The sequence below is a fragment of the Paracoccus sediminicola genome, from assembly GCF_027912835.1.
Lineage (GTDB): Bacteria > Pseudomonadota > Alphaproteobacteria > Rhodobacterales > Rhodobacteraceae > Paracoccus > Paracoccus sediminicola.
This window is the reverse complement of record NZ_CP115768.1, coordinates 1,897,501-1,910,066: the sequence shown is the minus strand read 5'-3', so window position 1 is coordinate 1,910,066 and position 12,566 is coordinate 1,897,501. Positions and strand designations below refer to the sequence as shown.

Sequence of the window (12,566 nt, the reverse complement as noted above, 5' to 3'; positions counted from 1 at the left end):
CCGCGCATCCTCAAATCCAGGCTTGCCAAATATCCCCGCAGGTCAGGCAGCCGGACGGGGAATCGCATTTTGCCTTGGCGCTGCCGAGGTCGCGCGCAGGAAATGCGCCGTCGCGTTCGCATCGAGTACTGGGGCCACTGCCGCGCCCTCGACCACGCTGCACCCGATCTGGGCCAGGAATCCGTGCTCTTCGCGCGTGTCGACTCCTTCGGCGAGGCTGTCGGCACGGTATTGTTCGGCCAGAGAGAGCATCGCAAGGGTGTGTTTTCCGCAATGCGGGTCGCTGTCGCAATCGCGAAAGAACGCCTGCGGGATGCGCAGCCGGGCAAGGTCGGGCTGCTCGTTCTCCAGCAGACGCAGGCCGGGCTGATCCAGGCAATTCATTTCGATCGCGCAGCCAAAACGCGACAGCAGCAGCAGGCCGTCCAGCGGATCGCTGCGCCCGCGCGAGGGCGGCGCGCTGAACATCACCCGGTGCTTGTCGGCTTCCTGCCGGTCGATCTCCCAGATCAGCGGCTCGGCCAGCCGGGCGCATTCGGCCATGTCTCGTGGAATGTCGATCACCATTGTCGGCGAAGCCTGCCCGGCGGCCTGCCATTCGCGGCTCTGGCGCAGGGCCAGCCGCAGCACCGCATCTGCATCGCCTTCCATATGCGGTGGCGGCACCGTGCGCAGCGAGGCCACCATTCCGGTGTCGCAACAGATCTGCGGACGATAGCAGAGCCGTTCTGAGCGTGGCAGGGCCGACGCTGCAGGGGTCCGCCGCGTCTTTGCGCGCAGACCTTGCCGCCACTGCGCCAGATGCCCGTAGGCAGTTGCCAAGATTTCGATCAGCCGCATAGTGTCCCGATTCGCTTTTCGCTCTGTCGGGCAAGTTAGCGGCCGAAGGTTTTCTAAAGGTTAATCGCCGCCGAGATCCGGCACGCCAAGCTCGCTCGCAGGCACGCCTGCTGGCCAGAGACCGGCAAAATCAAACAGCTTCGGATCGGCCAGGTGCGAGGGCCGCGTGTTCATCAATGCACGGAACATGACCTGGCGGCGCCCGGGGCTGCGTGCTTCCCACTCATCCAACAGACGCTTCACCTGCGCGCGCTGCAGCCCCTCCTGCGAGCCGCAGAGATCGCAGGGAATGATCGGATAATTCAAATCCCGCGCAAATTTCTCGCAATCGGCCTCGGCAACATAGGCAAGCGGGCGCAGGACCAGAAGGTCTCCGTCTTCATTCAATAGCTTGGGCGGCATTGTTGCCAAGCGGCCGCCGTGGAACAAGTTCATGAAAAATGTTTCGAGCATGTCGTCACGGTGATGACCCAGAACCACCGCGGAACAGCCCTCTTCCCGCGCTATGCGATACAGATTGCCCCGCCGCAACCGCGAGCACAGGCTGCACATCGTGCCGCCCGGGGCGATCTTGTCGGTGACGATCGAATAGGTGTCCTGATATTCGATTCGATGCGCAACCCCGCGATCCGACAGGAATTCCGGAAGGACCGTGGCCGGGAAGCCCGGCTGACCCTGATCGAGATTGCAGGCCAGCAGCTCGACCGGCAGCAAGCCGCGCCACTGCAGCTCATGCAGGATGGCGAGCAGAGTATAGCTGTCCTTGCCGCCGGACAGGCAGACCAGCCAGCGGTCGCCGGGACGGATCATGCCGAAATCCTCGATCGCGGCGCGGGTCTCGCGGACGAGCCGCTTGCGCAGCTTCCGGAAGGAGGTCGTCGACGGGGCGCCGCGGAACAGTTCGTGGATCTCGTCGGCGGAATCCGGGGTGTGGCTGTCCAGCTCGGTAAGCTCGTTCATCTTGGCCTCATTGGGTCGCGAGAGGGTTTTCAGCGTCGGTCCCGGCTCGGCGCGTCGCCGGGCGGCACCGGATCATAACCGTCTCCGCCCCAGGGATGACAGCGCAGAATGCGCCGCGTGGCAAGCCAGCTGCCGCGGATCGCACCGTGTCTCTCGAGCGCCTCAAGCGCATAGGCCGAGCAGGTCGGCTGGAAGCGACAGCCATGCCCGACCCAGGGGCTGAAGAACAGCCGATAGGCTCTGACCGGAAGGGCGGCGAGATGGGCGAGTGGGCTCATCTCGGCGCTTTCGGTGCGTGGATACGTCGGATCGCTGTGACAAGATCGTCGCGCAAGTCACTGAAATTTCTAGAGACCGTCGCGTCGGGTCTTCCGACAAGGACATAATCCCAACCGGCACGTCCGAGGCGAGGGATCACCTCGCGAGCCAGGGCGCGCAGCCGCCGCTTGGCGCGGTTGCGCATCACGGCATTGCCAATCTTTTTCGAGCAGGTGAAGCCGACACGGATCGGTGTCTCGGTCAGTTCATCGTCGGCGCGGCGACGGGCCTGTAGCAGGAGACCTGCGGTACCGGCTCGCCGTGCCTTGGCCGCTTTCAGAAAGTCCGAGCGCTGGCGCAGCACAGACCACCGCGGTGCGGCCACGACGAAAGCCGCCGCATCGTCCCCGCGCTGCGTCATATCGACAGAGCTCTGGGGCGGATGCGGCGGCATCGTCAAATCCTGTCCGGCGCGCTCAGGCGCCGTGCAACAAGGGCGGATCAGGCCGACAGGCGCTTGCGGCCCTTAGCGCGGCGACGGTTGATAACCGCGCGGCCTGCCTTGGTGGCCATGCGGGCACGGAATCCGTGGCGGCGGGTGCGAACCAAGTTCGACGGCTGGAACGTGCGCTTCGACATCTCGTTTCTCCAATCTCGGGCGCGGAAGGTCTGGGTGAATGGTCAGCACGACCGCCCCACGCGACCGCGTCGGTTAATTCGAAGCCAGCCAGATAGGCGAAGCCGCACACGGAGTCAATGTCGCTTTCACGTCCGAACTTCTAAATCTGCAAAAGGATCCATATCGTCACACAGACGTTTGAATTCGCAAGAGCCGGGCGTTACCTCTGACGCCGAACGGCCCGAGGCGCCGACACAAAGAGACATACGACGCATGTCGATCGATACCCTGACTGGCCGTTTCGTGGCGCTGACCCTGCTTTTCGTTGCGTTGGCGGAAGCCTTCATCCTGGTGCCGTCAGTCTCGAATTTTCGTCTCGACTATCTTCAGACCCGGCTGGAAAAGGCCCAGATCGCTTCACTTTCGCTGTTGGCAACCGACGAAAATGAAAGCATCGCCGCCGATCTCGAGGCCGAGTTGCTGGAGAATGCCGGGGTCTATAACGTCGTGCTCCGCCGCGACGATGTGCGCCAGCTTGTGCTGTCCTCGCCTCTGCCGGGGCCGATTTCCCGGACCTATGATCTGCGCGAAAGCTCGATCTTCACCGGAGGGCTGGACGCGCTGCGCCAGTTGCTCGACACCGATGACGAGGTCATTCGGGTCATCGGCGCGCCGGTCAACCAGGCGGGCCAGTTGATCGAGATCACCTTGCCCACCGCGCCGCTGCGCCGGGCGATGGCGGATTATGGGCTACAGGTGCTGGTCTTCTCGGCGGTGCTGGTGGGGCTGACGGCGATGTTGCTGTTCCTGGCGGCGCAGCGGCTGATTCTAAAGCCGATCCGTCGGGTGATTTCTCACATGGCGAGCTATGCCGCCGCGCCCGAGGACACGCGCTCGATCATCCGCCCCGATGCCCGCATCGCCGAGCTGCGCGAGGCCGAAACGGCGCTTGCCACCATGCAGACCACGCTCACCCAGTCGCTCAAGCAGAAGGAACGCCTGGCCGGGCTCGGGCAGGCGGTGGCCAAGATCGCACATGATCTGCGCAATATCCTGACCACGACCCAGATTTTCGCAGACAGGCTCGAAGACAGCGACGACCCGGCGGTGCGCAAGGCTGCGCCGAAGCTGGTCAACTCGATCACCCGCGCGGTGAATCTCTGCGAGACGACGATGGCCTTCGGCAAGGCGGAAGAGCCCGCGCCGACGCTGTCGCGCTTTGCGCTGCGCGACATGGTCGACGAGATCACCGAGGCCGAAACGCTGCTGTCGGAAAGCGCCAGCGACACCGAGCCGGTGGAATTCGTCACCGATATCAGCCCGAATCTGGTTATTCGTGCCGACCGGGATCAGCTTCACCGTGTGCTCTCGAACCTGATCCGGAACGCGCGTCAGGCGATCGAGGCCACCCGCGCCCGGGGCACGATCGAGATCGCCGGGGCCGAGACCGATCAGGACTGGCGCATCCGTGTCGACGATACCGGACCAGGACTGCCCCAAAAGGCGCGCGATTATCTGTTCCAGCCCTTCACCGGCGGCACCCGCAAGGGCGGCACCGGTCTGGGTCTGGCCATCGCCGCCGACCTGATCCGGGGCCATGGTGGCAAGCTGGAATTGCTGCAAACCGATGGGAACGGCACGCAATTCTGCATCACGCTGCCCCGCGGGGCGTTGATTGAAAATATCGAGGCTGAATGATAATTTTGGCCTTGCATCCCAGATCGGGCGGGCCTAGATAGCCGCCCTACAGCGGACCCGTAGCTCAGCTGGATAGAGCACCAGACTACGAATCTGGGGGTCGGGCGTTCGAATCGCTCCGGGTCCGCCATTTCCTTGAATTTCATACGGTAAAGATATTCGTCTCGTTCGGGGACGGACGTCTTCTGTCAGTGTCGCGGGCGAGGTTCCGCTGCGCGGCGTCGGGTCAGCCGGCAATAGTCGCCACGGCGTCCGGCGCGAACGCTTGCCAATGGCGCGCGGAACCGAAATGTTTAACCAGCCCCGGGTGAAAAGCCAGTTTCAGGCGGGGGCTTCCAGAAGCTCATAAGTGGCATCGGGCCGGGTGATGATCTCTGCCGCCGGTGCGCCGATGCGAAAACCCCGGCCGCCATTGGCGGCCGGGGCCGGTTCTTACCCGCGTTGCAAGATTTCTCAGCGTGACAGGATCATCCCCATGATCTCGCGGGTCTGCGCAACGATGGGGGCAGAGATCTCCTCGGCTTTCACGGCGCCTTCGCCAAGGATACGGTCGATTTCGGCCGGGTCGGCGAGGAACTCGGCCATGCGCTGCGAGATCGGGCCGAGCGTCGAGACAGCGACCTCGGCGAGCGCCGGCTTGAAGTCTCCGAAGCCTTTGCCCTCGAAACGGCTGAGCACCGCATCCTGCGTCTCGCCCGAAAGCGCGGCGTAGATATTCACCAGATTGCGCGCCTCCGCGCGGTCGGTCAGTGCGTCCAAGCTGCCGGGCAGGGGCTCGGCATCGGTGCGCGCCTTGCGAAGCTTTTGCGCGATCATGTCGGCATCGTCGGTCAGGTTGATGCGGCTCATATCTGAAGGATCGGATTTCGACATTTTCTTCGAGCCGTCCCGCAGCGACATGACCCGCGTCGCCGGGCCTTCGATGACCGGCTCGGGCAGGGGGAAGAAGTCCACGCCGTAATCATGGTTGAACTTGGCGGCGATGTCGCGGGTCAGTTCGACATGCTGTTTCTGATCCTCGCCGACCGGAACATGGGTCGCGTGGTAGGCGAGAATATCCGCCGCCATCAGCGCCGGGTAGGCATAGAGCCCCAGGCTGACCTTCTCGGCATTCTTGCCGCCCTTTTCCTTGAACTGGGTCATGCGGTTCATCCAGCCCATACGGGCGACGCAATTCAGCAGCCAGGCGAGTTCGGCATGAGCGGGAACCTGGCTCTGGTTGAACAGGATCGAGCGCGTCGGATCGATGCCGGCGGCCATGAAGGCGGCGGCGGCCTCGCGCGTTTGCTGGCGCAGCGAGTCCGGGTCCTGCCAGACAGTGACGGCGTGCAGATCCACCAGACAATAGACGGTCGGGATGCCCTCCTCCTGCCGTTCGACGAAGCGGCGCAGCGCGCCGAGATAATTGCCGAGCGTCAGATGGCCCGAGGGCTGGATGCCGGAGAAGATGCGGGTGGTCGTCGCGTCGGTCATGTCATGCCTGCTTGGAAAATCCGTGAGGCTGGCTTAACCCTGCGCGGGACGGGGCGCAACTGTCCCGGCATAGGAGGTGCCATGAGGCCCGGATACGACGAATCGCCGATCAATGCGCTGCCGCCGGTGGTCTGGGCTGTGGTGTTGCCGATGATCGCCACCGAGGCCGTTTTCGGGCTGGGCGCGGTGGGCATGATCGGCGGCGCGCAAGGCATCGGGCTGCGGCTGAATGCCTTGCAGATGGCGGCCTATTTTCCTGATTTCACCCTGCGTATGCTGGAGTTCGGAATCTTCGATCCGCGCCAGTCGCTGAGAATTCTCACCTATTCATTTGTGCATGGATCGGTGACTCATGCGCTGTTCGTGATCGTGTTCACGCTGGCGTTGGGGAAGATGGTGGCCGAGCAGTTCCGGCCCTGGGCGCTGTTGGCGCTGTTCTTCGGCGCGGCGGTAGGCGGAGCGTTGTTTTACACGCTGGTCGGCACGGTGACCGGGCTGCCGGTCAATCCGCTGATCGGCGGATTTCCGGCGGTTTACGGGCTGGTCGGCGCCTTTACCTTCCTGCTCTGGGTGCGGTTGGGGATCGAGAATGCGAACCGGATGAGGGCCTTCTCGCTGATCGGGATGTTGCTTTTGTTTCAACTGGTTTTCGGCCTTATCTTCGGTAATTCCGGCTATGACTGGATCGCCGAGATTGCTGGATTCGGGGTTGGGTTCCTGCTGTGCTTCGTGCTTGTCCCGGGGGGCTGGCAAAGGGCACTCAACACGATCCGGCGGCGCTGACAGCGGAGACCGGGGGCAGTGGACGCGTCCCCGGTTCGACGTTTAGCGAGACGTGACGGGGTGCGGGCGCAGGGTGTTGCGCCGGAATGCCGGGCCCGGGGCCGCAGCCAGCGCGGGCTGGAAAACCCACAGCACAGCATATGCGCCAGCCCTACACAGCGCGTACACCGCGCCCGCGCATGCCTCGCGATCCGGCGGGGCTGATCAGCGCTGCATTTCGTGCCGGTCTTCGCCGTCTTTCTCGCCGGCATCCTCGCCTTCGCCTTGCTCTTTGGACTGGCTCGCGGACCAGCTTCCCGCCGCCGCGACCGTGATCTGGGTGGCGGAGGGGAGAACGCCGATATAGCTCTCGGTCTCGCTTGGCGGGGTGGGGACCTCGCGCTGGGTCATGCGGTAGAGCGCGAACAGCGCCACGCAGAGAAATGTCGCCCCGAGACTGACCCAGAACATATAGGCGCCGAAAATCTGCATGACGAAGCCCGCCGCGAGAGGTCCGAGGATCGCGCCCAGCCCGAAGGTCAGCGCCATCCCGCCCGAAGCGGCCGGCATGTCCTCGGTCGGCAGCCCGTCATTCACATAGGCCAGCAGCAGCGCATATAGCGGCATGGTGACGCCGCCGACAAGAAAGGCGGTGCCGAGCAGCGCGGCCTGTCCGCCGCCGATCAACCAGCCCGACAGGCAGAACACCGCGCCGAACGCCGATGTCGCAAAGATCACCAGCCGCCGGTCCACCCGATCCGAGATCCAGCCGATAGGCACCTGCAAGAGCAGCGGGCCGGTGAACAGCATCGCCATGAAAAGCGAGACCTGCTGCGCCGACATCCCGACCTGCACCCCGAAGACCGGCCCCATACCGGCCTGCGTGGCGTAGATCGTCCCGAGACAGAAGATCCCGAACGTGCCCAGAGGCGCACCGCGGAACAATTCGCTCAGGGCCATCGGGCGCGACAACTGCGCGGCGGGCGTCGGCGAAACCGAGAGCAGGATCGGCCCGAAGGAGATCGAGACCATGATCGAAGCGACGATGAACAGAGACGCCGTGGCCGCGTCCCCGAGGGCGAGCAGCCCCTGCGCGGCGATGGTGCCGAGCGTCTGGGCGATCATGTAGACCGACAGGACCGTTCCGCGATTTTCATTGGTCGCTTCGGCATTGAGCCAGCTTTCGGCGGTCACATAGATCCCCGCCATGCAGAAGCCGATCACCACGCGCAGCAGGGTCCAGGCGAAGGGCTCGGCGATCAGGGTCAGCGCGATCAGCGCCGCCGACATGAAGCTGCCCACGGCGGCAAAGACGCGGACATGGCCGACGCGGCGAATAAAACCCGGTGTGGAGCGCGCGCCCAGAAGATAGCCGACGAAATAGGCCGAAGTGACCACGGCGAGATCGGCGGCGGAAAAACCTTCGAGATCGCCGCGCAGCCCGACCAGCGTGAACTGCATCCCGTTTCCGAGAAGGATGAAGAAAATGCCGATCAGCAGCGGCATTATGCCAAGCAGGATCTGTTTCATGCCGGGACACCGATCAGGACGCGACTCAGACGGCTCTGCCTAGCATGGGCGCGGCGGGGCCGTCAGCCGGTTGGCGCGGGTTGGCGCGGGCGCCGTCATTCCGCGGCCCATTCGGGTTGGCGCTTTTCCAGAAACGCCTGAATTCCCTCGGCTGTGTCGTGGCGCATCATGTTGGCGCACATCGTATCGCCGGCGGCCTCATAGGCATCCGCGGTCTCATGAGCGAGTTGTTCATAGAAGCCGCGCTTGCCCATGGCGACGGCGGCGGGCAGCTTGGTCGCGATCTGCCGCGCGAGGGTCATCGTTTCGGCAGAGAGCTTGGTCGCCGCGACGACGCGGTTCACCAGCCCAAGCCGATGCGCTTCGGGCGCGTCGATGAAATCGCCGGTCACCAGCATCTCGAAGGCGGATTTGCGCGGAACGGCGCGCGAGAGCGCCACGGCAGGGGTCGAGCAGAACAGCCCGAGATCGATTCCGTTCACTCCAAATCTCGCCGCTTTCGCCGCAACCGCAAGATCGCAGGAGGCGACAAGCTGGCAGCCGGCGGCAGTGGCAACGCCCTGCACCTCGGCGATGACCGGCTGGGGCAGGGTGGGGATGAGCTGCATCAGCTGCGAACAGCCCTCGAACAGCGCCGCGAAACCGGCCCGGCCGTTATCGGGGTTGGCCCGCGCCGCTTGCATCTGGCGCAGGTCATGCCCGGCGCAGAACGCCTTGCCGGTGGCGGCAATGATGATGACGCGGACCTGATCATCGGTGCCGATCGTAGCCAGCATCGTATAGAGTGTGGCGATCATCTCGGCCGAGAGAGCGTTGTAATTTTCCGGGCTGTTCAGCACCAGCCGCGCGACGGCACCATCATCTTCTCTCAGGATCAGGTCGGACATCGTTGCTTTCCTTTGCTGGCTCGGCGCAGCATAGGCACAAAGCACAGCGAGGGGCAAACGATGGAACTGAAGATGGATGGGGCGGCGCTGAATGCGTTCATGGCCGCCGAGTTTCCGCAAGTGGCGGCAGATTTTTCCGTGACCGAGGTCTCGACCGAGGGGGTGGCGCTGCGGCTGAGCGTCGGCGAAGCGCATCTGCGGCCCGGCGGCACCGTGTCGGGGCCGAGCATGTTCGCGCTGGCCGATCTGGCGATCTATTGCGCGATCCTGTCGCGTCTCGGGCCGGTGGCGCTGGCGGTGACCACCAATGCGACGATGGATTTCATGCGCAAGCCCGCTGCGCGGACCGATTTGACCGGGCGCTGCCGTTTGCTGAAGCTGGGCCGGTCGCTGGCGGTGGGCGATGTGCTGATCTATTCAGACGGGGTCGCCGATCCGGTGGCGCGCAGTTCGATGACCTATGCGATTCCGCCGCGCTAGGCGCGGTTGCGCGATTCGGGCAGGCGCAGCGCATCGGCGGCGTGCTGCGTCCAGCAGGCGGCCCAGAAGGTCACGCCGGTGAATTTCAGCAGATCCTCGATCAGCGCCGCACCGCCATCGCCATGGGATAGCAGCATGTCCACCCCGAGCGAGCCGATCATTGCCATCAGCGAGATCCCGAGCAGCGGCTTCTGCCAACGGATCGCCGCCGCGAGAAACGGCCAGACCGCGACCAACGCGATGACGCCGTAGCAGAACAAGACAAGCTTTTCCGGAAGTCCGATGCGCGGCAGGAATGCCTCGTGCAGCATGAAGAGATCGTCGAGCGCCAGCAGAAGCGACAGGGTGCAGACCGGGATCAGCGTCTTGCGCAACATTGGCCGAACCGCCGCGGCAAGCCCGGTGACACTGCCCGCGATCAGCCAGCCCGCCACGCCGAGATAGGAGACGAAGCCGCCATAGATCGGAAATCCGAACTCTGCGGCCGGGTCACGCAGCACCTGCGCGGGATGCCAGACGCCTCGGGCGGCGCCGATCAGCACCACCGCGCCGACCAGCAACACGATCACGGCGGCGACGATGCCGAAAGGAACCTGAAACGCGCCGCGACGATGGTCCCGGAGATGAGTGACGCGACGCTCGTCGCTGTGAGAATACATTGCCGTCGTCCTGTGCGGCAGGCAACAAATGTTGTTACCTGCCTGATTTATTAATAGAGAATGGGCGCTTTTGACATAAAATCGTCATGTCTCCAACGGGAAATTATACGGTATTATTTTACCTATTTTTCAAGTTATTGATAATCAATGATAATTTGAGGTGCGTGTCGCTTGACCTTGCGCGCGTATTCTCGGATACACCGCCATCTCGAATTTGAACCCTCGAAAAGGGCAGCGACATGAAGACCTACACCGCAAAACCGGCGGAGATCGAGAAGAAGTGGATCCTGATCGACGCCGAGGGCGTCGTTCTGGGCCGTCTCGCCTCGGTCGTCGCCACGCGCCTGCGCGGCAAGCACAAGCCGAGCTTCACGCCCCATATGGATATGGGCGACAACGTCATCATCATCAACGCCGACAAGGTGCAGATGACCGGCGCCAAGCGCGATGACAAGAAATATTTCTGGCACACCGGCCATCCGGGCGGCATCAAGCACCGCACGGCGCGCCAGATCCTTGAGGGCGCGCATCCCGAGCGAGTCGTCATCAAGGCGGTCGAGCGCATGATCTCGCGCAACAAGCTGGGCAAGAAGCAGATGGCGAATCTGCGTGTCTATGCAGGGACCGAGCATCCGCATGAAGCTCAGCAGCCCGAAGTCCTCGACGTCAAGGCGTTGAACAAGAAGAACACCCGGAGCGCGTAATCATGGCCGAAGACATCAAATCTCTTGACCAGCTCAAGGACGTGGTCACCGACACCGCGCCGAGCGCTGGGAACGACGCTGAAACCGTCACCGAAACCTCTGCCCCGCGTGAGCCGGTCCGCGACGAGCAAGGCCGTTCCTATGCGACCGGCAAGCGCAAGGACGCGGTGGCCCGCGTCTGGGTCAAGCCGGGTTCCGGCAAGGTCACGGTCAACGGCAAGGACATGGCCGAATATTTCGCCCGTCCCGTGCTGCAAATGATCCTGCGTCAGCCCTTCGATGTTGCCGGGGTTGCCGGGCAGTATGACGTGATGGCCACCGTCGCCGGTGGCGGTCTCTCGGGGCAGGCCGGTGCGGTCAAGCACGGCATCTCGAAAGCGCTGCAACTGCACGAGCCGAGCCTGCGCTCGGCGCTGAAGGCCGCCGGCTTCCTGACCCGCGACAGCCGCGTGGTGGAACGGAAGAAATACGGCCGCGCCAAGGCCCGCCGCAGCTTCCAGTTCTCGAAGCGCTGAGTCAGTTCACCTGTTTGCGCAATCGAAACGCGGCCTCTCGGGGCCGCGTTTTTGTCTTTGTGCGGCGCTCAGGCTCGCGGAGCACGGAGCGTGACCGATGTGGGATTCGCCGCTTAGCCTGGGCCTGCGAGGATGCGCGCCTGCCGGGCTCGTCGCCGCTCGGCCTGGAAGGCGGCATAATTGGCCATCAGGATAATTCCCGCTCCGGCAAATAGGAAGATGTTGACGGTTTCGCCATAGAGCAGATAGCCGACGAGCGCCGCCAGTGGCACCCTGAAGAAGTCGATCGGGATTGCCACAGAGGCGTCCAGATGCAGGAAAGCCCGCGCCATCGCGTAATGCGCGCTCAGCCCGCTGAGCCCGGCCAGCACGATCCAGGGAAGGTTGTCCGCCGATACGGACCGCCAGTCGAAGAGCGCCAGCACCATGCCCATCGGCAGCTGAATGAAAACCATCCAGACCACGATGACCGCGGGCGAGCAGCTGCGTGTCAGCAGCTTGACCAGCACATTCGACATGCCGTAGCTGATGGCCGCCAGCAGCACGATCAGCGCGGCGGGATCGAATACAGCGATGCCAGGGCGCAGGATCACCAGCACGCCGACAAAACTGGCGATAATGGCGGCGGCTCGGGGTCTGGTGATGCGCTCGCCAAGCAAAAGCGCGGCGAAGATCGCGACCCAGACCGGCATGGTAAATTCCAGCGCGATTACCTCGGCCAGAGGCATCAGCGCAATGGCAAGAGTCCAAAAATACTGCCCGGTGAAATGCACCGCATTGCGCAGAAGGTTAAGCTTCAGGCTGGCGCGGCGTCGCAGCTCGGGGAGCAGTTTGCGCCCGAAGAGCAGCACCACCACGACTCCCACAACCGAGCGGAAGAACAGGATCTGAAAGGTGGAAAGATCGGCGGATAGCTCTCGCGAAGCGACGGCCATCGAGATGAACGAGCTGAGCGAGGCGATCATCCATAAGATTCCGATGGACAGCCGCGCGTCCCCGTTTTGATCCGTGCTCATCCTGACGACCTTAACCTGCCCAACGCCTGCGCCTTGGCATAGACTTGGCTGGCGCGATAGGCTTCAGAGCTTGATCGGACTGCATTCTCGCAGCCTTTGATTCGAGATGGTTGCCATTTTGCCGCCATCCGCCGCGACCTGATTTTGCCCGGGTCGCCACCGCTT

The 12,566-nt window shown here is 63.7% G+C and carries 16 protein-coding genes and 1 tRNA gene (1 of these 17 running past the window's edge); 7 read left to right on the top strand and 10 right to left on the bottom strand.

Going from position 1 to position 12,566, the window contains the following annotated elements:
* Window positions 1–42: 42 nt before the first annotated feature.
* From PAF18_RS09475 to rpmH, 5 genes are read right to left on the bottom strand one after another with little or no spacing between them, the layout of a single operon-like run.
* Window positions 43–840: an EAL domain-containing protein gene (locus PAF18_RS09475; protein ID WP_271115502.1), complete on the bottom strand. Its 798-nt coding sequence runs from the start codon at window positions 838–840 to the stop codon at window positions 43–45.
* Between the two features lie 60 nt (window positions 841–900).
* Window positions 901–1,800, bottom strand: a complete 900-nt coding sequence (ttcA, locus tag PAF18_RS09470) for a tRNA 2-thiocytidine(32) synthetase TtcA (RefSeq protein WP_271115501.1) — start codon at window positions 1,798–1,800, stop codon at window positions 901–903.
* A gap of 29 nt (window positions 1,801–1,829) precedes the next feature.
* Window positions 1,830–2,078: a membrane protein insertion efficiency factor YidD gene (yidD, locus tag PAF18_RS09465; protein WP_271115500.1), complete on the bottom strand. Its 249-nt coding sequence runs from the start codon at window positions 2,076–2,078 to the stop codon at window positions 1,830–1,832.
* Entirely contained in the window at window positions 2,075–2,512 is a 438-nt protein-coding gene (gene rnpA, locus PAF18_RS09460; protein ID WP_434802213.1) for a ribonuclease P protein component, read from the bottom strand. Before rnpA ends, yidD begins: the two co-directional genes overlap by 4 nt.
* Before the next feature lie 47 nt (window positions 2,513–2,559).
* Window positions 2,560–2,697: a 50S ribosomal protein L34 gene (gene rpmH / locus PAF18_RS09455; protein ID WP_271115499.1), complete on the bottom strand. Its 138-nt coding sequence runs from the start codon at window positions 2,695–2,697 to the stop codon at window positions 2,560–2,562.
* A 253-nt stretch (window positions 2,698–2,950) separates the two neighbouring features.
* On the opposite strand from rpmH, the gene PAF18_RS09450 reads away from it, so the two are divergent.
* Window positions 2,951–4,375 carry a sensor histidine kinase gene (locus PAF18_RS09450; RefSeq protein ID WP_271115498.1) on the top strand — a complete coding sequence of 475 codons (1,425 nt, stop codon included), beginning with the start codon at window positions 2,951–2,953 and terminating at the stop codon, window positions 4,373–4,375.
* 53 nt (window positions 4,376–4,428) lie between these two features.
* Window positions 4,429–4,505 (top strand) — tRNA-Arg (locus PAF18_RS09445).
* Window positions 4,506–4,828: 323 nt separating this feature from the next.
* On the opposite strand, the gene trpS is transcribed toward PAF18_RS09445, so the two are convergent.
* Window positions 4,829–5,848: a tryptophan--tRNA ligase gene (gene trpS, locus PAF18_RS09440; RefSeq protein WP_271115497.1), complete on the bottom strand. Its 1,020-nt coding sequence runs from the start codon at window positions 5,846–5,848 to the stop codon at window positions 4,829–4,831.
* An 81-nt stretch (window positions 5,849–5,929) separates the two neighbouring features.
* On the opposite strand from trpS, the gene PAF18_RS09435 reads away from it, so the two are divergent.
* Window positions 5,930–6,631, top strand: a complete 702-nt coding sequence (locus PAF18_RS09435; RefSeq protein ID WP_271115496.1) for a rhomboid family intramembrane serine protease — start codon at window positions 5,930–5,932, stop codon at window positions 6,629–6,631.
* Window positions 6,632–6,835: 204 nt separating this feature from the next.
* Here the strand turns inward: PAF18_RS09435 and PAF18_RS09430 are convergent, their stop codons facing one another.
* Window positions 6,836–8,140 carry an MFS transporter gene (locus PAF18_RS09430; protein ID WP_271115495.1) on the bottom strand — a complete coding sequence of 435 codons (1,305 nt, stop codon included), beginning with the start codon at window positions 8,138–8,140 and terminating at the stop codon, window positions 6,836–6,838.
* Between the two features lie 95 nt (window positions 8,141–8,235).
* Window positions 8,236–9,072 carry an enoyl-CoA hydratase gene (locus tag PAF18_RS09425; RefSeq protein WP_271118094.1) on the bottom strand — a complete coding sequence of 279 codons (837 nt, stop codon included), beginning with the start codon at window positions 9,070–9,072 and terminating at the stop codon, window positions 8,236–8,238.
* 15 nt (window positions 9,073–9,087) lie between these two features.
* On the opposite strand from PAF18_RS09425, the gene PAF18_RS09420 reads away from it, so the two are divergent.
* On the top strand, window positions 9,088–9,507 hold the full coding sequence (locus PAF18_RS09420) for a PaaI family thioesterase (protein WP_271115494.1): 420 nt from the start codon (window positions 9,088–9,090) through the stop codon (window positions 9,505–9,507).
* Here PAF18_RS09420 and PAF18_RS09415 read toward each other — a convergent pair.
* Window positions 9,504–10,166: a DUF8692 domain-containing protein gene (locus PAF18_RS09415; protein WP_271115493.1), complete on the bottom strand. Its 663-nt coding sequence runs from the start codon at window positions 10,164–10,166 to the stop codon at window positions 9,504–9,506. The two genes, PAF18_RS09420 and PAF18_RS09415, sit on opposite strands and share 4 nt — an antisense overlap.
* Before the next feature lie 239 nt (window positions 10,167–10,405).
* Between PAF18_RS09415 and rplM the strand changes: the two genes are divergently transcribed.
* The gene (gene rplM / locus PAF18_RS09410; RefSeq protein ID WP_271115492.1) at window positions 10,406–10,870 is read left to right on the top strand and encodes a 50S ribosomal protein L13; all 465 of its coding nucleotides are present in this window, start codon (window positions 10,406–10,408) and stop codon (window positions 10,868–10,870) included.
* 2 nt (window positions 10,871–10,872) lie between these two features.
* Window positions 10,873–11,385, top strand: a complete 513-nt coding sequence (rpsI, locus tag PAF18_RS09405) for a 30S ribosomal protein S9 (protein ID WP_271115491.1) — start codon at window positions 10,873–10,875, stop codon at window positions 11,383–11,385.
* 113 nt (window positions 11,386–11,498) lie between these two features.
* On the opposite strand, the gene PAF18_RS09400 is transcribed toward rpsI, so the two are convergent.
* Complete coding sequence (locus PAF18_RS09400; protein WP_271115490.1) at window positions 11,499–12,401, bottom strand: DMT family transporter; 903 nt, start codon at window positions 12,399–12,401, stop codon at window positions 11,499–11,501.
* A gap of 163 nt (window positions 12,402–12,564) precedes the next feature.
* Here PAF18_RS09400 and PAF18_RS09395 point away from each other — a divergent pair, with 163 nt between their 5' ends.
* Window positions 12,565–12,566, top strand: partial view of a DMT family transporter gene (locus tag PAF18_RS09395; RefSeq protein ID WP_434802212.1) — a 2-nt sliver only. 415 nt of this gene lie beyond the right edge of the window; a 2-nt sliver of its 417-nt coding sequence is all that appears in the window; the start codon is cut by the window's right edge — 2 of its three bases fall inside, at window positions 12,565–12,566; its stop codon lies beyond the right edge, outside the window.